This window comes from Crocosphaera sp., assembly GCF_030064895.1.
Lineage (GTDB): Bacteria > Cyanobacteriota > Cyanobacteriia > Cyanobacteriales > Microcystaceae > Crocosphaera.
On record NZ_JASJEB010000019.1, the window covers coordinates 46,566 to 68,851 of the forward strand.

The window sequence follows — 22,286 nt, forward strand, 5'->3', positions numbered from 1 at the left end:
CAGTTATCAATTATCAACCATGTCATTATCAAAAATACAAAAACTAGAACAATACACAATTAAACATCCTCAAGAAGTATTACTAATAACAGCTACTATTGAGAAAGAAAGGGATCAACTGATGGTTTTTAAAGGATTTTCTAGTTCTTTAATGCGTCCAACAGAATTTAACCCAGATGTTCCCATGCTTCCGGAAGCAGCAGATATTATCAGTATTGATCGCCTTCAAAGCCCTTATAATCCCAATGAGCCTAATTACATTGAAAAAGGATTAACTTGGAAACAGATGGAAAACTTATTCTAAAATTAGAGATACAACAATATTTAGTACATAAACACTACAAGGCTTTGTTGGACAAATATTTACCCATTTTTCTAGGTTTGTGATATTTTGTATAGGAAGACTCAATAATTGTTTTCTGCTCGATACTAATGCTGTTTAGTAAAATTACAGATTTTAGGTAAACGCCACTCTACTTTTGAATCAGACAATCTATAGATCAGGAGATTTTACATACATGGCTGATGACGTACTAATTAAAGTTGATAATGTTTCAAAAAAATTTTGTCGTGATCTTAAACGATCTTTATGGTACGGGGTTCAGGATATCCTGTCAGAGGCCACGGCTCGTAATTATGAACGCGAACTTAGAGAAGACGAATTTTGGTCAGTAAACGATATCTCTTTTGAGTTACGTCGCGGCGAATGTTTAGGATTAATTGGACCCAATGGAGCGGGGAAAAGTACGCTTTTAAAAATTCTCAATGGACTGATAAAACCGGATAGAGGAAGAGTTGAACTGCGTGGTAGAATAGCCGCATTAATTGAACTAAGTGCTGGATTTAACGCCATTTTAACAGGTAGAGAGAATATCTATAGCAGAGGGGCAGTTTTGGGTTTTACTCAAGCAGAAATTCAGAAGAAACTAGATGCTATTATCGATTTTTCTGAGCTAGAAGACTTTATTGATACACCTGTAGTTAATTATAGTTCAGGTATGAAAGTTCGCTTGGGGTTTGCTGTGGCATCCCAGATGGAACCCGATGTCCTTTTATTAGATGAAGTCTTAGCTGTGGGAGATGTGGGCTTTCGGGCTAAGTGTTTTAATACTATATATCAAATGATGGAGAGAGCGGCAGTTGTGCTAGTTTCTCATTCCATGCCTCAAATTTCCAGAGTTTGTTCTGATATCGTGGTTATGGATCATGGTAAATGTGTTTTCCAAGGTAGGGATGTAGCCAACGGAATTAATAAATTCTACTCTTATTTTGAATCTGAGAAAGGAGTGGCCACTGGTAGTGGAGAAGCAACCATTCATTCTATAGATTTAGAAAGTAATGGTAAATTAGTAATGGATAGTATTAACTATCTAGATCAAACTTCAATAAACCTAGAAGTCTCTGTTGATCTACATATAGATGTTTTTGATGTTGTTATTGCTATTGTTAGTCAGGAATTACAACCTGTAGCTTATTGCAATTCCTATTTTAACCAAACACATTTTACTAACCAGAACAATAAAATGAGTATTTCTGTAGATTTAGGTCAAATAAATTTAAGTCCAGGAAGCTATTTAATTACAGTGATTATTACTACAAAAGATAATGGAAAAATCTTATGTAAACATAATAATGCTTATGAATTAAAAGTAACTGGTGAACATTTTTGTGCATCACCAATTCAAATATACGGAAATTGGTTAGTAAAAACATAAAGTATATCATGAATAGTAACACTACTATAGAATACTTGTGGACAAACAATTGTTAATCTTGGCTTACTTGTGATTAACTTATAAATAGTCAACAAGCGTATTAATTCATTAATGATAAGGATTATCTATGTTACAAACTCAAAAAAAGTGGTTAAAGTACGCTATCAATGATCTGCAAGAAATGCGTAGATCAAATGGCAAGACAACTTATTTAGTATCTTTTCCAAAATGTGGTAGAACCTGGTTGTGCTTTATGTTATCAGAAATGATAATTAAGGCTTACAACCTTGAATCAGAGAAGACTACTGTTTTTGTTGATCAACTCACTAAAAAATATCCTAGCTTGCCACCAATAATTCCAACCCATGAAGATAGTTACTTGATAGATGAAAGAGCAAATCAAAATGACGCTGAAAAATTATTTATTTATGGAGGACGTTTAAAATATCTAAACAACCGAGTAATTTTATTAGTTAGAGATCCTCGTGATGTAGTTGTATCTCATTACTATCAAATAACGAAAAGAGTTAAGAATTGTTCTATCCAAATAAATTCTTTAACTGAATTTGTTCGTCATCCCTTATATGGATTTGAACGTATTATTCGTTTTTATCAAATATGGAATCGTTATCGTTGGATTCATAAACACTTGTTGCTTATTAGATATGAAGATTTGGTTAGAAAAGGTGTAGAAACATTACAGAAAGTTATTGATTTTACAAAATTGAAGAGTATTGACGAAGATTTGATTAGGAATGTTTATCAAATAAGTGAGGCAGATAATATGAGAAAAATGGAACTTCAAGGTCAAATTGACGGAATGAACTTTTTGGACGTTGATAGAAACTCACTAAAAGTCAGGAATGCTAAAATTGGTTCTTACTTAAAAGAATTGTCAGGCGAAGATATAGACTATTGCAACGCCTTGATGGAAAAATTACCAAGAAGATATGGATACAGTCATTGATAAAAAATCATGATCTGGATTGGTTTTATTGCTAGAAAAATTTCAGATGATTGATTATTGCTAATTTGATACAGGATAATTTTAGAATTATAGACTCACTATCATTTTATTAGCCTCCTTTTGGGAGCATCCCATTTTCGTAAGTCCATGACTCAAAGCCACGACAGGCAAGGGTTTCAGTCATCCTAAAACGGTTAAGTTGCAAAAATGGGATGCTCCCCTCCTTTTTTATTTCTTCAAAAAAAATGCACTACTCTAACGAAAATTTGATCAAAGAGATTACTGATAATGGTTTTATTCTCTTACCAAACATTCTTTCTAAGGGCGAAATCGTTACTCTAAGAAAATTAATCAAAAATCATTTTAGTTCTCGTGGAGTGTCGACAATATTAGGTTTAACTCAACCTAATGCTGCTGTAGAAGTTCCTGATATTAATTGGATATTTTATCACCCTAAAATTTTAGCAGTGATGCGTCAATTACTCGGACAAGAAGAGATAATGTTTACCAGTCATTGTGATCTTCATTGTCGTACTTTATCAGCATGGCACAAAGATGACGGAATGACAGTGATGAAAGGGGGCTATTTTGGATTTCCCACCTATGATCAAGAAGATTGTAAAGTGTATAAAATTGCCCTTTATTTACAAGACCATGATCATAATAAAGCCGGATTAACAGTTAGAAAAGGTTCTCATAAATTTTCAGATATCAATCAAGGAGAAGAGACTTATTTAAAAACTAAAGCAGGAGATATTATTATTTTTGATGTAAGGTTAACTCATACAGGACAAAGAGATGTTTTTCCTGTTGATTTTTTACAAAAACCTAATGATTTAATAAAAAAGGGTCTCAAGAAAATTTTAAAAATATCCCCTCAAAAAAGTGATCAATATCTCAAACAAATCTATGATACTTTGTATGGCGATAGATTATCTATCTTCTTTACCTATGGTTTTCCTAATGATTATACAAAAAACTTTGCTATTAACAATATGAAACGGCAAATTAAACAAAATAAAAATAGTAAGTTATTTTTGTCAATGGAAAATAGACAAAAATTTATTGAAAATAACATTCTACTAGCAGAAGAATATTTTGAAAAACTAAAAAAATGAAAATTAAGACAAAATTTCTATCACCTCAATCTTTAGAAGAAGCAAAAATCATACAAAAAAAGCTAACTAATCAAGTTATCAAAAAAGATAACTTGGAAATAGTTGATTATGTAGCAGGGGTGGATGTAGGATTTCAAGATAATTATAAAATTACCAAAGCGGCGATCGCTGTTTTAAAATTTCCTAGTCTAGAATTAGTAGAAAGTAAAACTGCATTAACTCCTACAACCTTTCCTTATATCCCTGGTTTCTTATCATTTCGAGAAATTCCTGCCCTATTAAAAGCCATAGAAAAACTAGACATTATGCCTGATATAATTCTCTGTGATGGGCAAGGAATAGCCCATCCTAGACGCTTTGGTATTGCTTCTCATTTAGGAGTTTTACTCGATCTTCCTACCATTGGTGTTGCTAAATCTTTATTCATCGGCAAACACGAAGAAGTCCCTTTAGAAAAAGGAAGTTGGCAACCTTTAATAGATAAAGGAGAAATTATTGGAGCCGTGCTAAGATCAAGAACTAATGTTAAACCCATTTACATCTCTATTGGTCATAAAATTAGTCTACCAACAGCCTTGAATTACGTAATAGACTGTTTAACAAAATATCGCTTACCCGAAACCACTAGATGGGCAGATAAGTTAGCATCAAGTCATTAGTAAACAGTTATTAGTCATTAGTTTTTTCATTACACGATATGGCCAAATTTTTTCTACTTATTGGTTCAATTTTAGCTGGTTTATCCGTTGCCGGTGGTGCATTTGCTACTCACGCTTTAAAAAATCAATTAAGCGATCGCTCCCTAGAAATATTTGAGACGGGGACAAAATACCAAATGTATCACGCCCTAGCTTTAATTTTGGTGGCTTTACTGTTAAAGAGCCAAGAAAATACCCCAATAACTATGGTTAGTGCAGGATATGCTTTTATTATAGGTATTCTAATCTTTTCCGGCAGTCTTTACGCCCTGAGTTTAACAGGCATAAAATGGTTGGGAGCGATCGCGCCTATTGGTGGGGCGGCCTTTCTCATCGGTTGGTTAAGTTTGGCGATCGCAGCTTGGGGGATGGAGTAAATTAAAATTACATATTTTTGCGGTAGTGTTCCCTCTAAGATGATAAACTGACCTATTAGGCACAAAAGTTTTGATATTCTATGGTCTAGGCAGTCCCAAAACTTGTTACTGTTGCCTGAGATCAGCAAAGTTATTTATTAGAGTCAGTATGAAAGTTATTGTTATTGGCGGTGACGGTTATTGTGGTTGGGCAACCGCACTACATCTTTCCAACCAAGGGTATGACGTTGGTATTCTCGACAACTTAAGCCGACGTTATTGGGACTCTAAACTCGGAGTAGATACGTTAACCCCAATCGCCCCCATTCAAAAACGCATTCAACGTTGGCAAGAGTTGACAGGGAAAACCATTGAGTTATTTGTAGGTGATATTACCGATTATAGCTTTTTAAGTCAAGCCCTGAAAGACTTTGAACCTGGGGCAATTGTCCATTTTGGAGAACAACGTTCTGCCCCTTATTCCATGATTGATAGGGAACACGCGGTCTTTACCCAAGTTAATAATGTGGTAGGAACCCTGAATATTCTCTACGCCATGAAAGAAGATTTCCCAGATACTCACCTCGTTAAACTGGGAACTATGGGAGAATATGGTACCCCCAACATTGACATTGAAGAAGGCTACATTACCATTGAACACAATGGTCGTAAAGACACTTTACCCTATCCCAAACAACCCGGTAGTTTCTATCATTTGAGTAAGGTACACGATAGCCATAATATCCATTTTGCTTGCAAAATTTGGGGCTTACGAGCCACTGATTTAAACCAAGGTGTAGTTTATGGGGTTTTGACGGAAGAAACGGGTATGGACGAAATGCTCATTAACCGTTTAGACTACGATGGAGTCTTTGGAACTGCCTTAAATCGTTTCTGTATTCAAGCAGCCATTGGTCATCCTTTAACGGTATATGGTAAAGGTGGACAAACCAGAGGCTTTTTAGATATTCGTGATACAGTACGCTGTATCGATATCGCCATTAAAAATCCTGCTGAGGCCGGAAAAATGCGCGTCTTTAACCAGTTTACCGAGTTATTCAGTATTAAAGGGTTAGCTGAGATGGTGCAAAAAGCTGGAACAGCCATTGGCTTAAAAGTTGAAATTGACAACTTAGATAACCCCAGGGTTGAATTAGATGAACACTATTTCAACGCTAAGAATACTAGCTTATTAGAGTTAGGTTTACAACCTCATTATCTGTCTGATTCTCTTCTAGATTCTTTGTTAAATTTTGCTGAGAAATATAAAGGAAGGGTTGACAAAGAGCAGATTTTACCTACTGTTTCTTGGCATCGCAAATAATTGCTTGTTCAGTTATAGGGTGGCCATCTAGGCACCCTGTAACTTCATGTCAACAAAATGACAAATGACACTAAATTTATCGACACCTTAGCCCGGAAAAAAGACTCTTTCATAACCATTGAAACCTGAAGCAAGTGATGGGTTGGATCATGGTTATATTGAAGTATTAATTGAACAGAGAAAAGAAGGCAGAAAAAATAAGAATTTTGCTGAAAGCGATCGCATTTGAGATGGGTTAAAGGAACAAGGTATTATTTTAGTGGATCAAGCTCGAGAAGTAACAACTTGGCATCGTAGTTAGGGAAGACGGGAATATGAGGGATGTGGGGAGAAATTATTATTGTTTCAACATGATTAGGATTGAAATTTTCATGAATCATTATCAGAAATTATTATCTATTCGTACTAGAGGAAAAGACTTTCATCCTATTACCAGTGACGTTGAAAATGTTGTTAGTAAATCAGGAATTTTGACGGGTTTATGTACTATTTTTGTGCGTCATACTTCTGCTTCTTTAATTATTCAAGAAAATGCCGATCCTGATGTTTTAATAGACTTAGCCAACTTCTTTTCTAAGCTAGTTCCCGAAGATTCTAAACTGTATGAGCATAGTACGGAAGGACCTGACGATATGCCGGCTCATATTCGTTCCATGTTAACAAAAACATCAGAACAAATCCCTATTTCTAATGGTAGATTAGTCTTAGGAACTTGGCAAGGTATTTATCTCTGGGAACACCGTCAAAGGAGTCATAACCGAGAGATTGTTGTTCATATTAATGGTAGCTAGAACTGAAAAAGCGGTTATCAAGTTTAATTGCTGCATTAAGTAAGATGTTATCTACAACACAAGCATACGAGTTATAATTTTATAATTATTATAGGGTCATAATATTATTATGCCGTTAAACTATTAACTTATTTTTGTTGCTGATGTACGATAATGTTTGTAAATTCTTAGCAGAAAGATTTAGCCGTGACTTTGCTAACTGGTTATTAAATGAACCCATTGAACTCACAGAATTAAAACCTACAGAACTGTCATTAAATCCTATTAGAGCAGATTCTTTAATCTTTTTGCAATCTGAAGAAGTTGTTTTACATATTGAGTTTCAAACCTCACCAGATGAAGATATACCTTTTAGGATGACTGACTATCGTTTACGGGTTTATCGTCGTTATCCCAATAAAGAAATGTATCAAGTGGTGATATATTTGAAACCCAGTAATTCAGAATTAGTATATCAAAATAGCTTTGAATTGACGAATTTACGTCATCAATTTAATGTTATTCGTCTCTGGGAACAACCAACAGATAGTTTTCTTAATAACTCAGGTTTATTACCTTTCGCTGTACTAACTCGTACGGATAACCCTAGAGAAACCTTAACCCAAATTGCTACTATTATTGATAGTATGCCCAATAAACAACAGCAAAGTGATATTAGTGCATCCACAGCTATTTTATCTGGGTTAAAATTAGATCAAGACAGTATTAAACGCATTCTTAGGAGCGATATCATGAAAGAATCAGTTGTTTATCAAGAAATTTTCCATGAGGGTGAAATTAAAGGAGAAAAACAAGCTATCCAAAATATTGTTTTAAATATGCTTAGAAACAGTATGAATATTAATGATATTGCTAAACTAACGGGATTAAGTTTACAAGAAATTGAGCAACTTAATTCATCTTTAAATAGAGAGGAATCAAACTAAATAGTAATATTAATACATGGGGTAAAACACAGTGTTAAACCCCTACAAAACATTATATAGCAATAGACAGGCTAGTTAGGACACATAAATTATATTTTAAGGGAACAGGGAACAGGGAACAGGGAACAGAAAAATGTCCTAATAGCTTTGGCGACTGCTATAATTACCGTAGGGGCATAATATTATTATGCCCTTAAGAATTGATGTTAAACTGAAAGGTATAGCAGGAGGCAGAAGGCAGAGGGCAGAGGGCAGGAGGTAAAACCACTCTCTGAAGGGGTTTCAAGAATATAGACTGTCCTAAACTATACTTCGACTGCTATAGTTGGAAAAATGGGATGGTTACTGAATCTATCTATAATGAGTAAGTTAAAATTACATTTAGATTTTTTATATTATTTAGGATAAAATTAACGCCAAACTTCAGCTTTCATAATATCAAAATGATAATCATACGTCCAGACAGGTAAGTTAATTTGATTAGCTAAAATAACTGTAACTGCGTCAAATAAGGTAATCTTTTGATCTGGAAACTTAGTAATGATGGAAGTTGCTGCTTGATAATCTTCAGTAGTAGGATTAATAAAATTCACTTGTTTCTCAATGTCTCTTGTAAATTTTAAAGCAGCAGTTATTCCTAATGATTGTAAAATTAATTTATTGGTTTCTAAATAAATAGGATAAGGAACTAGAATTGCTAATTTTTGTTGATTTATTATTTTTAATTCTTGTTGCGATCGCTGATGATATTGATCGTCTATATCAATAGCAGCATATAACGGCCCTGTATCTGCAATTATTCCTCGTATTTTCACTTTTTATTAACTTATTCAGCAAAAAATTGGTCATGATTAATTGATATATCAGTTTTACCACTTCCTTTTTCAGCAGGAGTAATATTTAAACCGATTTTAAGTTCTGTCTTACAACCTTTTTCTTGAAGAAATGCTAAAAGTTCATCGGTTTCTTGTTCTGTTTGCAATGTTTTATTCTCTGGGATAGATACCATTATTCCATTTACAAATTCTACATTCTAAGTTTAACACTAATTTTCTCCTGAAAACAATATATATAGGGTTTAACACTGTTAAATTGCTTCAGATTTAGCTAAAATGTTAATTGAAATAAAATAATAGAAAAATCAAGCTATACTCAAGATAGGAAATTTTGGTATTTTGTAATCATGACACAATATTCTCTTAAATTACCGCCTAAATTACAACAAGAAGCAGAAAAATATGCCACTGATCAAGGTATAACATTAGATAATCTAATTATTTGGGCAATCGCTGAAAAGATTGGCAGTTTAAAACAAAATTTAGATGATAATAATTTTCCAGATATTGTCTATTCTCGTAATCAAGAAGGTGAAATGATTCCTAAATTACGAGGAACAAATATACAAGTTAAAACTTTAGTAGTTGCTGTGAAAAATTGGCAATTAACCCCTCAACAAGTTGCTGATGAATATGAAATAAGCGAAGAACAAGTTAATAATGTGATGGCATTTTATGATCAGCATCGTCAAGAAATTGATACAGCGATCGCTACGGATAAAGTTCTTGAATCTATCTATAATGAGTAAGTTAAAATTACATTTGGATGCTGATACTTCTATTAAAGCGTTACAGAATGCTCTAATTAATAAAGGTTATGATGTTACTCGAACTCCCACAGATTGGATGGCATTAGATGCAAGTGATGATGTACAATTATTAGGGGCAACAGCACAAGAAAGATGTATATTTACGTTCAATATTCGAGATTTTTTAATCTTAGGAGAAAGATACAAAAATCATTATGGTATTATTTTGGCAGCACAAAGTAGTTGGAATTTATCAAGTTTAATTGCTGCATTGAGTAAGATGTTATCTGAAACAGAGGCAGAGGAGTTACAGGGACAAATTCGCTGGTTAAATCAATGGAAATGTTAGGATTTATCGAAATTGGCTTTAACAGTGTTAAACCCCTACAAAGCATTATAATTATTGTAGGGGCATAATATTATTATGCACTCAAACTGTTAACTTATTTTTGTTGCTGATGTATGATAATGTTTGTAAATTCTTAGCGGAAAGATTTAGTCGTGATTTTGCTAACTGGTTATTAAATGAACCCATTGAACTCACAGAATTAAAACCCACAGAACTATCATTAAATCCTATTAGAGCAGATTCTTTAATCTTTTTGCAATCCGAAGAAGTTGTTTTACATATTGAGTTTCAAACCTCACCAGATGAAGATATACCTTTTAGGATGACTGACTATCGTTTACGGGTTTATCGTCGGTATCCCAATAAAGAAATGTATCAAGTGGTGATCTATTTGAAACCTACTAATTCAGAATTAGTGTATCAAAATACCTTTGAATTGACGAATTTACGCCATCAATTTAATGTTATTCGTCTTTGGGAACAAGCAACAGATAGTTTTCTGAATAACTCAGGTTTATTACCTTTCGCTGTACTAACTCGTACAGATAACCCTAGAGAAACCTTAACCCAAATTGCTGCTATTATTGATAGTATGCCCAATAAACAACAGCAAAGTGATATCAGTGCATCCGCAGCCATTTTATCTGGGTTAAAATTAGATCAGGACAGTATTAAACGAATTCTTAGGAGCGATATCATGAAAGAATCAGTTATGTATCAAGAAATTTTCCATGAAGGGGAAGTTAAAGGCGAAAAAGAAGGAGAACAAAAAGCAACTAGAAATATTGCTTTAAATATGCTCAGAAACAGCATGAATATGGAGGATATTGCTAAACTAACGGGATTAAGGTTACAAGAAATTGAGCAACTTAATTCATCTTTGAATACAGAGGAATCAAACTAAAGAGTGATCTTAATATATTGGGTTTAACAGTGTTAAACCCCTACAAAATATTATCATTACCGTAGGGGCATAATATTATTATGCGCTCAAAATAAACATATTAATAGACAAAATACAGTATTCACCCTGACTAAAAAGGTAAAATACTGTGTGTAAAATAATAAATTGAAGAAAAAATTTACTTGATTGTAGAGAGGGGTGACTTACTATTTAATTCAGAATATTTCTGAATAGATATACTTCCTCCTTCTTTTCCGATGGAAACATTCAGAGATCCTGCAAAGTTAGGGTTAAAAACAGTACATAACGCTATCATTCCTATAACAAGTACACTAACAATAATTGTTGTATAAAACCCTGGGAATTTTAGAGGTGATTTATGTTCCATGAGAGATGGTTTTGGTACAGTTACATAAACCCAACATATCCTTGATTACTGAAATTCTCGGAATATGAACAAAGTTTTTAGATTGTTGATTGTTCGTTGCATGTTTTTTTAAAGTTTCATCTGAAAAGCAAAAAACGAATGACTGATAACCGATAACTGAATCAGATCAGGGATAATTAATTATGGAAATAGCAGTGGAGTAAACATTCGTGGAGTCCCAATATAACGCAGCAGCGATCGAACAAAAATGGCAACAAGAGTGGGTTAACCAGGGGTTAGATAAGACCCCAGAAAACAGCGATAAACCCAAATTTTACGCCTTATCCATGTTTCCCTACCCGTCAGGAAACCTACACATGGGCCATGTTCGCAACTATGTGATTACAGATGTTATCGCCCGTCTCAAACGATTGCAAGGATACCGAGTCTTACATCCGATGGGGTGGGATGCGTTCGGACTTCCGGCGGAAAATGCAGCCATCGATCGCAATATTCCCCCCGCAGACTGGACCAAGCAAAATATTGCTCAAATGAGGCAACAGTTGCAAACTTTGGGACTGTCTATCGACTGGGACCGAGAAGTGGCAACCTGTTTCCCCGACTATTACAAATGGACGCAATGGTTATTCTTGCAATTTTATCAATCAGGGTTAGCTTATCAGAAGGAAGCAGCAGTTAATTGGGACCCCGTCGATCAAACTGTGTTAGCAAATGAACAGGTGGACAGCGAAGGACGAGGTTTTCGTTCTGGTGCTAAAGTAGAACGGAAACTGTTGCGTCAGTGGTTCTTGAAAATTACGGACTATGCAGAACAGTTATTAACCGACTTGGATAAACTTTCAGGATGGCCAGATCGGGTTAAGTTAATGCAGGAAAACTGGATCGGGAAGTCTGTGGGTGCATACTTAGAGTTCCCTGTCAAGGATAGTGACGAAAAAATAGCTGTCTTTACCACCCGTCCCGACACCGTTTATGGGGTGACTTATGTGGTGTTGGCCCCTGAACATCCTTTGACCCCAAAAGTTACTGTTGCGCAACAGAAAGCAGCAGTTGATGCGTTCATTGAGGAAGTATCTAACGAAAGCGAAATTGAACGCACAGCAGAGGATAAACCCAAACGGGGGATATTGACCGGAGGGACTGCTATTAACCCCTTTAACGGCGAAGAAATCCCCATTTTGATTGCTGATTATGTATTGTATGAATATGGTACTGGTGCGGTGATGGGTGTACCTGCACACGATACCCGTGACTTTAAGTTTGCAACGGAGAAACAGTTACCGATCAAAGTGGTGATTGTTGCTGAAAATAGCGAGGATAGCAACCCCACGTTAACTGAAGCATACACCGAACCTGGAATTATGGTTAATTCCGGTGATTTTGATGGAATGCCGTCCACTGAAGGGAAAACTGCCATCATTGACTATGCCGAGAAACAGGGTTACGGTAAGGCAAGGATACAGTATCGTTTGCGAGATTGGTTGATTTCTCGGCAGCGTTATTGGGGTTGTCCTATTCCGGTGGTGCATTGTCCCAGTTGTGGGACGGTTCCTGTACCTGATACAGATTTACCTGTGAAATTGCCCGAAAATGTCGAATTTACGGGGCGTGGTTCTTCTCCTTTGGCAAAAATGGACGATTGGATCAATGTTCCTTGTCCTAGTTGCGGTGAACCTGCGAAGCGTGAAACAGATACAATGGACACTTTTATTGATTCATCTTGGTACTATTTAAGATACACCGATGCTATCAATAATGAGACCGCTTTTGAGTTAGAAAAAGCCAATGATTGGATGAATGTTGATCAATATGTTGGAGGTATTGAACACGCTATTTTACACCTCTTATATTCTCGCTTTTTTACTAAAGTATTGCGAGACAGAGGTTTAGTGAATGTTGATGAACCGTTTAACCGTCTTTTGACACAGGGAATGGTACAAGCAATGGCCTATAAAAACCCTAAAACCGGTAAATATATTCCTGTAGATAAAGTGAATGCTGAAAGTCCCAAAGATCCCGATACTGGAGATGATTTAGAGGTGTTATATGAGAAGATGTCTAAGTCTAAATATAACGGAGTTGATCCCAAAACAGTATTAGGAAAATATGGGGCAGATACAGCCAGAATGTTCATCTTATTTAAAGCACCTCCAGAGAAAGATTTAGAATGGGATGATGCAGACGTTGAAGGACAATTTCGCTTTTTAAATCGGGTGTGGCGTTTGGTTAATGGTTATGTAGAAAAGCAACCAGAAGTTATTAGTAATAAGGAGTTAAGCAAGGAAGAAAAAGGATTAAGACGTGCTATCCATACTGCTATTAAAGAGATATCCGAAGACTTGGAAGGAGACTATCAATTTAATACCGCAGTTTCCGAGTTAATGAAGTTAAGTAATGCCTTGAATGATGCTAAATCTATTAATTCTGGGGTTTATAAGGAAGGAATCGAAACTTTATTGATTTTACTTGCACCTTTTGCCCCTCATATTGCTGAGGAATTATGGCATAATTTGGGACATGAAAATTCAATCCATTTACAAACTTGGCCGCAGGTTGATACCGATGCTTTAGTAGTAGATGAAATCACCCTAGTTATTCAAATTATGGGTAAGACAAGAGGAAAAATTCAAGTACCTGCTAATTCCAGTAAAGAGGAGTTAAAAAAATTAGCTCGTGAGTCCGATATTGGTAAGCGTAACTTAGACGGAAAAGAGGTTAAAAAGGTGATTGTTGTCCCTGGAAAATTAGTTAACTTTGTTATTCCTAAATAACCCCGTCGGGTGGGCATTGCCCACCTTACAAATTATCCATTTTTATCAAGTAAGTTGAGAAACTGATCAACAACATTTTTAGCATTTTTTACACAGTCTTCATAATCATAACGTTCGATAACTTTAACACCATGTATTCTAAAGTATCTATCTTTTTTATGATCTTCTGCTGCATAAGGATGAGTAGATTCATGATCACATTGCAATATTCCCCATTTACCTTTACAACAAACAAGAAAATCAGGTATTATGATATAGGATGATTTATTTATTTTAGTACGGGCTTTGCTGTTAGGAAAAAATACTAAATCTCTTGTATCTAATTCTCTGGCAATTGCTAATTCTGCTAAAGACCCTAATTCAAAATTATTCCATTGATATCGTTTATATTTTCCTGTTTTATCTTCAGGAAGTCCTTGATTATGAATTTTTTGACCCAGTATTGATTCTTTATATTGTTCCCTCCAATTTTCGGGATGTTGTTCTTTTTTTAAGAGAGGATAAATTCCATTACCGTCATTACGAATTGCTATTTCATAAGGTTTAGTAGTAGATATAGCTTGTTTAACTTTAAGGGTAATGTCATGTGAATCATTTTCTAAAACTTCATATTGATGCAGTGAACATTCAATATAAACGCTAACTAACTCAAATGTATTATCGCCATTAAATTCAAAACATATATCATGATCTTTTAAGTTTAAAGAACAGTCCATCAAAAAAAGTGCTGTTGTTTCTTCTCCTCTCTTAATTAAAGATTTTACGGCATCAGCAATCCATTGTTCTTCAATTTCCATAAAAATATTCCTATTTTTTAGTTTCTTCTAATTATATATTATTGAATAGTCCGAGGGTCAATAGGTGTAATTTCGGAATATCTAAGAAAATCATCAGTATTAAAGGTTAAAATATAATCAATTTTATGAGTAATCATAGCAGCAACTAATCTTGTGTCATGTGCTTGTTTTCCTATAACTTGATATTTTTTAATAAGTCTTTCCCATTCAGTATATAAACCAGAAGTATCTTGATACAGGTCAAAAATTTGTTTAATATCTTCAATTTCTATGATAGCTTCTTCAAAACTTAAACCTAAACCATTGACTTTGATAGGCCGTGTTGCAACTACCCAAAACTCAACTAAATTTTGGGGAACAATACACAGTTTTTCTGACCGTTTTTTCAATGTTTGAACAGCATTAACTGGATCCGAGTTCATAGGATTATTTATTTGTCTTAATCGAAGAATAATATTGGTATCTACTAAATAAATCACAACATTTCATCCTCTCTAGTATAAATATTTTCTCTACTAATCGCTTCATCTGATAAAGGTTGGACACTAACATCAACCGAACGATTAATAAATTGATTGAACTTTTCTTCCCATGCTTCATATTCTAAAGCTTCTGATTGCTGTTTATCCTTATTTTTTAATATCTCTTGAATTAAAAGAGAAATATATTGTTCAACAGATAAACCTTTTAACTTGGCTTCTTGTTGTATTTTATGTTCTAATTTAGGGTCAAGGTTTAGGGTAATCATAGTTATACTCTGATTCAGTTTTATATCAATTATACTAATAATACAGGATGATTAAGTTTGCGAGAAGCATAAACAAAAACTGCTTGTAAATCTTCCTTTTCAAGATCAGGCATTTCTGTTAGAATCTCCTCAGAAGATAACCCAGACGCATATAAATCTAACACATCTGATACTCTAATTCTCATCCCTCGAATACAGGGACGACCCCCACATTGTTTAGGATTAATTGTAATTCTTTCTAATAGATCAGACATTTGATTAGCATCCTATTTATCATGACTTTGATCGCTTTAATATCAATTGTAATACTTAAGTGTCGTTTCTGAGTCTAAATAAAGTTCAATTGCTTCTTTAATGTTGTTTAAAGCGTCTTCAATATTATCTCCTTCACTAATACAACCCCTAGAAAAACTAAGATTCAAGCAAAAGAACAAAAACGAGGAATATTAGAAATTATTAAATGTTGTTGTAAAATAGTATAAGACTCTGAATAGGACTAATTAGTTTATGAAGTCTATAACTACTGATCAAGTTTGTTGGACAATTGCTGATTTAGAGGGATTACCTGATAATAGCAACCGTTATGAAATCATTGATGGAGAATTATTTGTGACTCGCGCACCTCATTTAGATCATCAAGATATTGCTGGAAATATATATGCAGAATTAAGAAATTGGTCACGAAAAAAACAGCTAGGGAAAGCTTTTATGACTCCAGGAATTATCTTTTCCGAAACTGATGCAGTGATTCCTGATGTTATTTGGATTAGTCATGAAAAGTTAAATAAATTTACGGATCAATCAGGACATCTTACTGTTGCACCAGAATTAATAATAGAAGTTTTATCTACATCTGAAAAAGATATTAAACGAGATCGTCAAACGAAGTTAAAATTATATTCAATTCATGGAGTTGGTGAATATTGGATTATTGATCGTCAACAACAATTAATAGAGGTTTATCGTCGTGAACAGGGTATCTTAAAAAAAGTAATGACTCTATACAATGCTGATCACTTAACCAGTCCTTTATTGCCTGATTTTAGTTGTAATATTAAAGAAATTTTTGACAATTAATCCCTATAAAACATTAGAAAAAATTATATTTTAAGGACATGAATACAGTTGCTTTTAATAATAATACAACAGTAAAAGAACAAAAATTAATACTACCTGGTTGCTATGATTGGCAACAGTTTAAAGGGATTAAAACCTTAATAGAACAACAACCAGGGGTTAAAATTTCTTATTTAGATGGAGTAATTGAACTAATGACTTTAGGAGAAAAACATGAAATAATTAAAAGTATCATTGCTATTTTATTAGGTATTTATTTCTGGAAAAAAGACATTGAATTTATTCCCGTAGGAAGTGCTACCCGTGAATCAGAAGAAAAAGGTGTTTCTTTTGAACCTGATGAATCTTATTATATTGGAGAAAAAAAAGAACATCCTGACTTAGCTATTGAAGTGAATATTACCAGTGGAAGGGTTAAAAAATTAGAGAGATATAAACGGTTTAAAATCAAAGAAGTTTGGTTATGGCAACATAATAAATTTTCTCTTTATACTTTACAAGACAATGAATATAAACAAATTTTCCAAAGTCAATTATTACCTGAATTAAATTTTAAATTATTAGAGGATTGTGTTTTGATGTCTTCCCAACTTGAAGCAATCAAAATTTTTACTGATAGTATTCACTAAAATAACAAAATCATCGTGATCCCTTTGATCGGATGTTGATTACTCAAGCTATAAATAGACAGCTTATAATAGTGACAAAAGATAGTAAATTTGATGTTTATGGAATCAATAGATTATGGTAAATTAGCTTCATTTTCACCCTTCGATCATAACGACATAATTTTATCATTGAGAAAGCAATACTAAATTTTCTATTCTTAAACATCAAAAATTACGATAAAATCTAGAATGGTGATTTAGACAGATGATTTAGGGATTATTTTGATGAAATACTTATTAAGACTGACTGTTGTTGTCTTTTCTTTGCTATGGTTAATAACATCCATAGCCCATGCTGCTAGTTCTTCCTCCGTAACCGGCGCTAGTGCATCCTACGAAGATGTTCAACTCATTGGAGAAGACTTTTCGGGAAAAAGCCTTACATACGCCCAGTTTACCAATGCAGACCTCACAGACTCTAACTTTAGTAAGGCTGATCTAAGAGGGGCAGTCTTCAACGGATCTGCCTTAATAGGTACTGATCTACGTGGGGCTGACTTAACTAACGGTTTAGCCTATCTTACCAGCTTTAAAGGAGCAGATTTAAGGGATGCGGTGTTAACCGAAGCCATTATGATGCGCACTAGGTTTGATGATGCTAACATTACAGGGGCTGACTTTAGTTTAGCTGTCCTAGACCTTCAGCAAGTGGCTGAACTCTGTGAACGCGCTGATGGGGTTAACTCAAAAACTAATATCAGTACCCGTGAGTCCTTAGGATGTCGATAAGACCCCGTAGTTAACAACAGGGTTTAAATAGGGTGGGCAAAAAAGCCCACCGATAAACAGTATATTAACTAGAACGAGCAATGAGTAATAAGCGTGTTGGTGTTATTGGTGGGGGTCAACTGGCCTGGATGATGGCCATGGCCACCGAAAAATTAGATATAAACTTATTCATACAAACACCTCATCCCGATGATCCGGCAGTTGCGATCGCAGATGAGTCTATTTTTGCAGCTATTGATGACGCTGAGGCAACAAAAAAATTAGCCGAAAAATGCGATATTATCACCTTTGAAAACGAGTTTATTGATTTAGATGCCCTCAAAAAACTAGAAGCAAATGGGGTTATTTTTCGTCCTAAATTATCAGCTTTATCCCCCTTATTAGACAAGTATCAACAAAGAAGTTATTTACAAAATATTGGTATTAATGTCCCAAAATTTACAACCTTAGAAGAATTTTCATTGACAGATTTTAACTTTCCTTTGGTTATAAAAGCTCGTCGTCACGGTTATGATGGTCAAGGAACTTCTATTATTAATAATCAACAAGAATTAGAAGCTTTATTATCATCTGAAACTAATTCTTTGATGGTAGAGGAATATATAGAATTTGACCGAGAATTAGCAATTATGGCTGCCCGCAGTACAACAGGAGAAATAGTAACATATCCTCTGGTAGAAACCTATCAAAAAGAGCAAGTTTGTCATTGGGTAATTGCTCCAGCTAATGTTTCTAAAACAGTACAATTAGAAGCAAAAAAAATTGCTGAAAAGTTATTAACTGAATTAGAAGTTATAGGAATTTTTGGCATTGAATTATTTTTAACATCAGACGGAGAATTATTAGTTAATGAAATTGCTCCTAGAACCCATAACTCCGGTCATTATACCTTAGATGCTTGTGATGTTTCTCAGTTTGAAATGCAGTTAAGAGCAGTAACAAGTAAACCATTAGGCTCAACAAAATTAAATTCTTTGGGAGCAGTTATGGTCAACTTATTGGGTTATGAAAACTCCCATGATGACTATCAAGAAAAAAGAAATAAAATTGCCCAAATTCCTGATAGTTATATTCATTGGTATGGTAAAACTGAGTGTCGTCCTGGTCGTAAGTTAGGTCATGCCACTGTATTAATTAAAGATGATAAGATTAAACCAGAAACTATTGCTAAACAAATAGAATCAATTTGGTATAATTAACAGTTAATAGTTAGAGTGTTTTCTAATAAGTTTGAGACACAGTAGTGTGAGCATATTGCTCACTATATTAACAATAAAAGTATCAGCATCTTGCTTATTATGTTAACAATAAAACCATGAATATTATGCTCACTATTTTAATAAGTAGTTGGACATAAGTAAACAGAAATGTATTAACTTATGTTAAAAATTCTATAACCTTTACCTGTTTCCTGTTACCCGTTCTCTGTTTCCTTTTTTAATAGATAACTTTAAAATTGTCGAACCACTTAATAAGGAATGTAATCACTAAATTAAAAACAAAAATATAATTATGAAACCTTTTGATTGGGGAAATTATGAAACCCATTGTTACTGGATGAAACAAGCATTAATATTAGGACAAAAAGCCGCTAATTTAGGTGATGTTCCTGTTGGTGCATTAATAATTAATAGTCAAGGAAAATTGATTGCCGAAGGGTTAAACTGTAAAGAAAAAAATCATGATCCCACCGCTCATGCTGAAATAATGGCCATTCGTCAGGCAACTCAAAAATTAGGGTCTTGGAACCTAGAAAAATGTACCCTATATGTTACTTTAGAACCCTGTATTATGTGTTCTGGTGCAATTATTCATTCTCGTTTAGGACTATTAGTTTATGGTGTAGATGATCCTAAGTCTGGAACTATTCGTACTGTCCTTAACTTACCCGATAGTGCAGCTTCTAATCATCGTTTATCAGTTTTGTCTGGTATATTAGAAAAAGAGTGTCGTCAACAATTACAAGACTGGTTTAAACAGAAAAGACACAAAAAAAATGATAATAATATACGTTAATTCTATAAAAAACCATTTTCTAAGCGATACCATATCCTTAACAACAATTGTAAATTTCTGAATAGTTTTTGAGCGATCGCTAATTGTCTGAGAAACTTTTGATAAAATTGTCTCAATTCTGCCGTTTTTTCTTGTCCTTTTAAAACTAAATCAGGAAGAATATAAAAAAGTTGATTAAGCTGCTTTTCAAGATTAATTAACTCAGAAGTTATCTTTTTTAAAGAATTATATAATACCCAGAGTTTGAGCAAGAGATAACAATTGATAAACGTAATAAATAAGTTAAATATAATGATAAAAAATAGCATTCAATGTTATAATGAAAAGCAGTAAACAAACAAGGGGAATTAGCTCAGTTGGTAGAGTGCTGCGATCGCACCGCAGAGGTCAGGGGTTCGAGTCTCCTATTCTCCATAATAGTTGTTACAGTAAAAATGCTGTAACAATTTCGGAAAATTGATATAAATTGTAGTAAGTTCACTGGTTAAATTTACTTGATCTTGCTATCTGAGTCATCTACATTCCTTAACACCTTGTTCTCCTTAAGATACCCCATCGGCTTAGTTATACTCTATCTTGGGGTAATTATCGCCTTTGCTGAAGGTTTAAACCGTTTATTGGGAACAAATGCAGAATTTACCCGAAAAATTGTCCATATTGGCTCAGGAAACGTTGTTTTAATCGCATGGTTGTTACAGATACCCTCTTGGGTGTTGATTTCTGCTTCCTTCATCGCCAGTATTATCGCTCTCATTTCCTATTTTTTGCCCATTCTACCCAGTATAAATAGTGTCGGACGCAAAAGCTTAGGAACCTTTTTTTACGCCCTTAGTATTGGCATTTTAGCCCAGGTATTTTGGTCCACAGGACACCCTCAGTATCTAGTGATTGGCATTTTAGTCATGGCCTGGGGAGATGGAATGGCCGCCATTATCGGCCAAAAATTCGGACAACATTGCTACGAAATATTAGGGGTCAAAAAAAGTTGGGAAGGTTCATTGACCATGATGGGAGTCAGTTTTTTGGTGACCAGTCTTATCCTTTCTTGGGTAAATTTACCGATCTTGACAGTCGGGATCGTTTCTTTGATGATTGCTATAGTTGCTATGGCATTAGAGGCTTTTTCTAAACTAGGAATTGATAATTTAACGGTTCCTCTTGGTAGTGCGGTTCTCGCCTTTTATTTAGTTGATGTATTACTTTAGGTTAGGTATAGAAAATAACCATGAGCTTTTCAATTTCTGTTAAACAAAGTCAATATCTGACTTACATTCTTGCTGATGAAAGTGCCTTGTCTCGCCTGGAAGTTGTTCCCGAAAGAGGTGGAATTATTACCCGTTGGTCTATTCAAGGTCAAGAAGTTTTCTACCTAGATGAAGAAAGATTTATCCACCCTGAATTAAGCGTTAGAGGCGGTAATCCCATCCTTTTTCCTATTTGTGGTAACTTACCCGATGATAGTTATGCTTATGATGGCAAATCTTACAATTTAAAACAACATGGGTTTGCCAGAAATTTACCCTGGGAAGTGGTTGAACAATCCACAGAATCTTCTTCTAAACTTACTGTCAGTTTAAAGAGTAATGCTGAAACTTTAGAGGTTTATCCCTTTGAATTTGAGGTAAAATTCATCTATGAACTAGAAGCAAAAACCTTAAAAATTCACCAAGAATATATCAACAAATCTGATAAAGTAATGCCTTTATCTTTCGGTTTCCATCCCTACTTTTTGGTTGCAGATAAAGAAAAATTATCCTTAGATATTCCAGCCTCCAGTTATAAAGCCAAAGGTAGCACAGAAGTTGTCTCCTATGAGGGCAGTTTCGATTTTAACCAGGATGAAATCGATGTGGCACTCAAACCCTTACAAAGTTCTTCTGCCAGCATTACAGACTCATCTAGAAGCCTCAAAATTAACCTGACATGGTCAGAAGATTATTCTACAATTGTCTTCTGGACGGTCAAGGGCAAAGATTTTGTCTGTCTAGAACCCTGGAGTGCGCCCCGTAATGCTCTCAACACCTCTGAAAACCTCACCGAACTGCAACCCGGGGCAAGCTGTAAAGCATTGGTGGAGATTGATGTGACCTCAATTTAAAATTACCCCTTGCTTTTTTTTAAAAGTGATGCTACATTAATAGATGGTGTGCAAAACACACAACGGGTCGCTAGCTCAGCGGTAGAGCACTCGGCTTTTAACCGATTGGTCTTGGGTTCGAATCCCAGGCGACCCACTTTTTATCCTAATGTCGGGCAGAATACCCCATCCTTCTATAAGGTGGGGATGAATGACCGACCAAAATATAAACCGCGAAGCGTCCATTAAAAATAATCACGTTCTATATCTTACTGATATGTT

27 protein-coding genes and 2 tRNA genes are annotated in these 22,286 nt (G+C 34.6%); 22 read left to right on the top strand and 7 right to left on the bottom strand.

Going from position 1 to position 22,286, the window contains the following annotated elements; translation table 11 throughout:
- The first annotated feature begins 19 nt into the window (after positions 1 to 19).
- The 9 genes from QNJ66_RS07345 to QNJ66_RS07385 all read left to right on the top strand — a co-directional run bounded on the left by QNJ66_RS07345 (position 20) and on the right by QNJ66_RS07385 (position 7,895).
- Entirely contained in the window at positions 20 to 304 is a 285-nt protein-coding gene (locus tag QNJ66_RS07345; RefSeq protein ID WP_300504711.1) for a hypothetical protein, read from the top strand.
- Between the two features lie 214 nt (positions 305 to 518).
- Positions 519 to 1,715 carry an ABC transporter ATP-binding protein gene (locus QNJ66_RS07350; RefSeq protein ID WP_300504645.1) on the top strand — a complete coding sequence of 399 codons (1,197 nt, stop codon included), beginning with the start codon at positions 519 to 521 and terminating at the stop codon, positions 1,713 to 1,715.
- Between the two features lie 127 nt (positions 1,716 to 1,842).
- A complete protein-coding gene (locus QNJ66_RS07355; protein WP_300504648.1) occupies positions 1,843 to 2,682 on the top strand; it encodes a sulfotransferase domain-containing protein in 840 nt (279 codons plus the stop codon).
- Positions 2,683 to 2,927: 245 nt separating this feature from the next.
- Positions 2,928 to 3,800 (top strand): phytanoyl-CoA dioxygenase family protein, encoded by an 873-nt coding sequence (locus QNJ66_RS07360; protein WP_300504651.1) that lies wholly within the window; start codon positions 2,928 to 2,930, stop codon positions 3,798 to 3,800.
- Positions 3,797 to 4,459, top strand: a complete 663-nt coding sequence (nfi, locus tag QNJ66_RS07365; protein ID WP_300504654.1) for a deoxyribonuclease V — start codon at positions 3,797 to 3,799, stop codon at positions 4,457 to 4,459. Before QNJ66_RS07360 ends, nfi begins: the two co-directional genes overlap by 4 nt.
- A gap of 38 nt (positions 4,460 to 4,497) precedes the next feature.
- A complete protein-coding gene (locus tag QNJ66_RS07370) occupies positions 4,498 to 4,875 on the top strand; it encodes a DUF423 domain-containing protein (protein WP_300504656.1) in 378 nt (125 codons plus the stop codon).
- 148 nt (positions 4,876 to 5,023) lie between these two features.
- The gene (locus QNJ66_RS07375; RefSeq protein ID WP_300504659.1) at positions 5,024 to 6,178 is read left to right on the top strand and encodes an NAD-dependent epimerase/dehydratase family protein; all 1,155 of its coding nucleotides are present in this window, start codon (positions 5,024 to 5,026) and stop codon (positions 6,176 to 6,178) included.
- A gap of 371 nt (positions 6,179 to 6,549) precedes the next feature.
- On the top strand, positions 6,550 to 6,969 hold the full coding sequence (locus QNJ66_RS07380) for a secondary thiamine-phosphate synthase enzyme YjbQ (RefSeq protein WP_300504662.1): 420 nt from the start codon (positions 6,550 to 6,552) through the stop codon (positions 6,967 to 6,969).
- Between the two features lie 143 nt (positions 6,970 to 7,112).
- Positions 7,113 to 7,895 carry an Rpn family recombination-promoting nuclease/putative transposase gene (locus tag QNJ66_RS07385; RefSeq protein ID WP_300504665.1) on the top strand — a complete coding sequence of 261 codons (783 nt, stop codon included), beginning with the start codon at positions 7,113 to 7,115 and terminating at the stop codon, positions 7,893 to 7,895.
- A 410-nt stretch (positions 7,896 to 8,305) separates the two neighbouring features.
- On the opposite strand, the gene QNJ66_RS07390 is transcribed toward QNJ66_RS07385, so the two are convergent.
- Both QNJ66_RS07390 and QNJ66_RS07395 read right to left on the bottom strand, forming a co-directional pair.
- Positions 8,306 to 8,710, bottom strand: coding sequence for a PIN domain-containing protein (locus QNJ66_RS07390; RefSeq protein ID WP_300504668.1), 405 nt, complete (start codon positions 8,708 to 8,710; stop codon positions 8,306 to 8,308).
- 11 nt (positions 8,711 to 8,721) lie between these two features.
- Positions 8,722 to 8,904 carry a hypothetical protein gene (locus tag QNJ66_RS07395; protein WP_300504669.1) on the bottom strand — a complete coding sequence of 61 codons (183 nt, stop codon included), beginning with the start codon at positions 8,902 to 8,904 and terminating at the stop codon, positions 8,722 to 8,724.
- A gap of 174 nt (positions 8,905 to 9,078) precedes the next feature.
- On the opposite strand from QNJ66_RS07395, the gene QNJ66_RS07400 reads away from it, so the two are divergent.
- The 4 genes from QNJ66_RS07400 (at position 9,079) to leuS (ending at position 13,892) form a co-directional block, all read left to right on the top strand.
- Positions 9,079 to 9,480, top strand: coding sequence for a DUF433 domain-containing protein (locus QNJ66_RS07400; protein WP_300504672.1), 402 nt, complete (start codon positions 9,079 to 9,081; stop codon positions 9,478 to 9,480).
- Positions 9,473 to 9,829, top strand: coding sequence for a DUF5615 family PIN-like protein (locus QNJ66_RS07405; protein WP_300504675.1), 357 nt, complete (start codon positions 9,473 to 9,475; stop codon positions 9,827 to 9,829). The genes QNJ66_RS07400 and QNJ66_RS07405 overlap by 8 nt, the downstream gene beginning before the upstream one ends.
- Positions 9,830 to 9,938: 109 nt before the next feature.
- The gene (locus tag QNJ66_RS07410; RefSeq protein ID WP_300504678.1) at positions 9,939 to 10,733 is read left to right on the top strand and encodes an Rpn family recombination-promoting nuclease/putative transposase; all 795 of its coding nucleotides are present in this window, start codon (positions 9,939 to 9,941) and stop codon (positions 10,731 to 10,733) included.
- A 597-nt stretch (positions 10,734 to 11,330) separates the two neighbouring features.
- Complete coding sequence (gene leuS / locus QNJ66_RS07415; protein ID WP_300504681.1) at positions 11,331 to 13,892, top strand: leucine--tRNA ligase; 2,562 nt, start codon at positions 11,331 to 11,333, stop codon at positions 13,890 to 13,892.
- 32 nt (positions 13,893 to 13,924) lie between these two features.
- On the opposite strand, the gene QNJ66_RS07420 is transcribed toward leuS, so the two are convergent.
- Genes QNJ66_RS07420 through QNJ66_RS07435 form a run of 4 tightly spaced genes read right to left on the bottom strand, consistent with a single transcriptional unit; the run spans position 13,925 to position 15,691 of the window.
- A complete protein-coding gene (locus QNJ66_RS07420; RefSeq protein ID WP_300504683.1) occupies positions 13,925 to 14,689 on the bottom strand; it encodes a hypothetical protein in 765 nt (254 codons plus the stop codon).
- 38 nt (positions 14,690 to 14,727) lie between these two features.
- Positions 14,728 to 15,168: a PIN domain-containing protein gene (locus QNJ66_RS07425; protein WP_300504686.1), complete on the bottom strand. Its 441-nt coding sequence runs from the start codon at positions 15,166 to 15,168 to the stop codon at positions 14,728 to 14,730.
- Complete coding sequence (locus QNJ66_RS07430; protein WP_300504689.1) at positions 15,165 to 15,437, bottom strand: hypothetical protein; 273 nt, start codon at positions 15,435 to 15,437, stop codon at positions 15,165 to 15,167. The genes QNJ66_RS07425 and QNJ66_RS07430 overlap by 4 nt, the downstream gene beginning before the upstream one ends.
- Positions 15,438 to 15,466: 29 nt before the next feature.
- Positions 15,467 to 15,691, bottom strand: coding sequence for a DUF433 domain-containing protein (locus tag QNJ66_RS07435; protein ID WP_300504690.1), 225 nt, complete (start codon positions 15,689 to 15,691; stop codon positions 15,467 to 15,469).
- A 253-nt stretch (positions 15,692 to 15,944) separates the two neighbouring features.
- Between QNJ66_RS07435 and QNJ66_RS07440 the strand changes: the two genes are divergently transcribed.
- The 5 genes from QNJ66_RS07440 (at position 15,945) to tadA (ending at position 19,927) form a co-directional block, all read left to right on the top strand.
- A complete protein-coding gene (locus QNJ66_RS07440) occupies positions 15,945 to 16,514 on the top strand; it encodes a Uma2 family endonuclease (protein ID WP_300504693.1) in 570 nt (189 codons plus the stop codon).
- 38 nt (positions 16,515 to 16,552) lie between these two features.
- The gene (locus tag QNJ66_RS07445; protein ID WP_300504695.1) at positions 16,553 to 17,143 is read left to right on the top strand and encodes a Uma2 family endonuclease; all 591 of its coding nucleotides are present in this window, start codon (positions 16,553 to 16,555) and stop codon (positions 17,141 to 17,143) included.
- A gap of 264 nt (positions 17,144 to 17,407) precedes the next feature.
- A complete protein-coding gene (locus QNJ66_RS07450; protein WP_300504698.1) occupies positions 17,408 to 17,911 on the top strand; it encodes a pentapeptide repeat-containing protein in 504 nt (167 codons plus the stop codon).
- Between the two features lie 80 nt (positions 17,912 to 17,991).
- Positions 17,992 to 19,110 (top strand): 5-(carboxyamino)imidazole ribonucleotide synthase, encoded by a 1,119-nt coding sequence (locus QNJ66_RS07455; protein ID WP_300504700.1) that lies wholly within the window; start codon positions 17,992 to 17,994, stop codon positions 19,108 to 19,110.
- Positions 19,111 to 19,423: 313 nt separating this feature from the next.
- Complete coding sequence (gene tadA / locus QNJ66_RS07460; RefSeq protein WP_300504702.1) at positions 19,424 to 19,927, top strand: tRNA adenosine(34) deaminase TadA; 504 nt, start codon at positions 19,424 to 19,426, stop codon at positions 19,925 to 19,927.
- 2 nt (positions 19,928 to 19,929) lie between these two features.
- On the opposite strand, the gene QNJ66_RS07465 is transcribed toward tadA, so the two are convergent.
- Entirely contained in the window at positions 19,930 to 20,235 is a 306-nt protein-coding gene (locus tag QNJ66_RS07465) for a hypothetical protein (RefSeq protein ID WP_300504703.1), read from the bottom strand.
- A 33-nt stretch (positions 20,236 to 20,268) separates the two neighbouring features.
- On the opposite strand from QNJ66_RS07465, the gene QNJ66_RS07470 reads away from it, so the two are divergent.
- The 4 genes from QNJ66_RS07470 to QNJ66_RS07485 all read left to right on the top strand — a co-directional run bounded on the left by QNJ66_RS07470 (position 20,269) and on the right by QNJ66_RS07485 (position 22,161).
- Positions 20,269 to 20,341: transfer RNA gene (locus QNJ66_RS07470), tRNA-Ala, on the top strand.
- Positions 20,342 to 20,427: 86 nt separating this feature from the next.
- Positions 20,428 to 21,132 (top strand): diacylglycerol/polyprenol kinase family protein, encoded by a 705-nt coding sequence (locus QNJ66_RS07475; protein WP_300504706.1) that lies wholly within the window; start codon positions 20,428 to 20,430, stop codon positions 21,130 to 21,132.
- 20 nt (positions 21,133 to 21,152) lie between these two features.
- Positions 21,153 to 22,025 (top strand): aldose epimerase, encoded by an 873-nt coding sequence (locus QNJ66_RS07480; protein WP_300504709.1) that lies wholly within the window; start codon positions 21,153 to 21,155, stop codon positions 22,023 to 22,025.
- A gap of 64 nt (positions 22,026 to 22,089) precedes the next feature.
- A tRNA-Lys gene (locus tag QNJ66_RS07485) sits at positions 22,090 to 22,161 on the top strand.
- The last annotated feature ends 125 nt before the right edge of the window (positions 22,162 to 22,286 follow it).

Coding starts and splice junctions, on each gene's coding strand:
- QNJ66_RS07345 (WP_300504711.1), top strand. CDS start 20: ATGTCATTATCAAAAATACAAAAACTAGAACAATACACAATTAAACAT.
- QNJ66_RS07350 (WP_300504645.1), top strand. CDS start 519: ATGGCTGATGACGTACTAATTAAAGTTGATAATGTTTCAAAAAAATTT.
- QNJ66_RS07355 (WP_300504648.1), top strand. CDS start 1,843: ATGTTACAAACTCAAAAAAAGTGGTTAAAGTACGCTATCAATGATCTG.
- QNJ66_RS07360 (WP_300504651.1), top strand. CDS start 2,928: ATGCACTACTCTAACGAAAATTTGATCAAAGAGATTACTGATAATGGT.
- nfi (WP_300504654.1), top strand. CDS start 3,797: ATGAAAATTAAGACAAAATTTCTATCACCTCAATCTTTAGAAGAAGCA.
- QNJ66_RS07370 (WP_300504656.1), top strand. CDS start 4,498: ATGGCCAAATTTTTTCTACTTATTGGTTCAATTTTAGCTGGTTTATCC.
- QNJ66_RS07375 (WP_300504659.1), top strand. CDS start 5,024: ATGAAAGTTATTGTTATTGGCGGTGACGGTTATTGTGGTTGGGCAACC.
- QNJ66_RS07380 (WP_300504662.1), top strand. CDS start 6,550: ATGAATCATTATCAGAAATTATTATCTATTCGTACTAGAGGAAAAGAC.
- QNJ66_RS07385 (WP_300504665.1), top strand. CDS start 7,113: ATGTACGATAATGTTTGTAAATTCTTAGCAGAAAGATTTAGCCGTGAC.
- QNJ66_RS07395 (WP_300504669.1), bottom strand. CDS start 8,904: ATGGTATCTATCCCAGAGAATAAAACATTGCAAACAGAACAAGAAACC.
- QNJ66_RS07400 (WP_300504672.1), top strand. CDS start 9,079: ATGACACAATATTCTCTTAAATTACCGCCTAAATTACAACAAGAAGCA.
- QNJ66_RS07405 (WP_300504675.1), top strand. CDS start 9,473: ATGAGTAAGTTAAAATTACATTTGGATGCTGATACTTCTATTAAAGCG.
- QNJ66_RS07410 (WP_300504678.1), top strand. CDS start 9,939: ATGTATGATAATGTTTGTAAATTCTTAGCGGAAAGATTTAGTCGTGAT.
- QNJ66_RS07420 (WP_300504683.1), bottom strand. CDS start 14,689: ATGGAAATTGAAGAACAATGGATTGCTGATGCCGTAAAATCTTTAATT.
- QNJ66_RS07430 (WP_300504689.1), bottom strand. CDS start 15,437: ATGATTACCCTAAACCTTGACCCTAAATTAGAACATAAAATACAACAA.
- QNJ66_RS07435 (WP_300504690.1), bottom strand. CDS start 15,691: ATGTCTGATCTATTAGAAAGAATTACAATTAATCCTAAACAATGTGGG.
- QNJ66_RS07440 (WP_300504693.1), top strand. CDS start 15,945: ATGAAGTCTATAACTACTGATCAAGTTTGTTGGACAATTGCTGATTTA.
- QNJ66_RS07445 (WP_300504695.1), top strand. CDS start 16,553: ATGAATACAGTTGCTTTTAATAATAATACAACAGTAAAAGAACAAAAA.
- QNJ66_RS07450 (WP_300504698.1), top strand. CDS start 17,408: ATGAAATACTTATTAAGACTGACTGTTGTTGTCTTTTCTTTGCTATGG.
- QNJ66_RS07455 (WP_300504700.1), top strand. CDS start 17,992: ATGAGTAATAAGCGTGTTGGTGTTATTGGTGGGGGTCAACTGGCCTGG.
- tadA (WP_300504702.1), top strand. CDS start 19,424: ATGAAACCTTTTGATTGGGGAAATTATGAAACCCATTGTTACTGGATG.
- QNJ66_RS07465 (WP_300504703.1), bottom strand. CDS start 20,235: ATGCTATTTTTTATCATTATATTTAACTTATTTATTACGTTTATCAAT.
- QNJ66_RS07480 (WP_300504709.1), top strand. CDS start 21,153: ATGAGCTTTTCAATTTCTGTTAAACAAAGTCAATATCTGACTTACATT.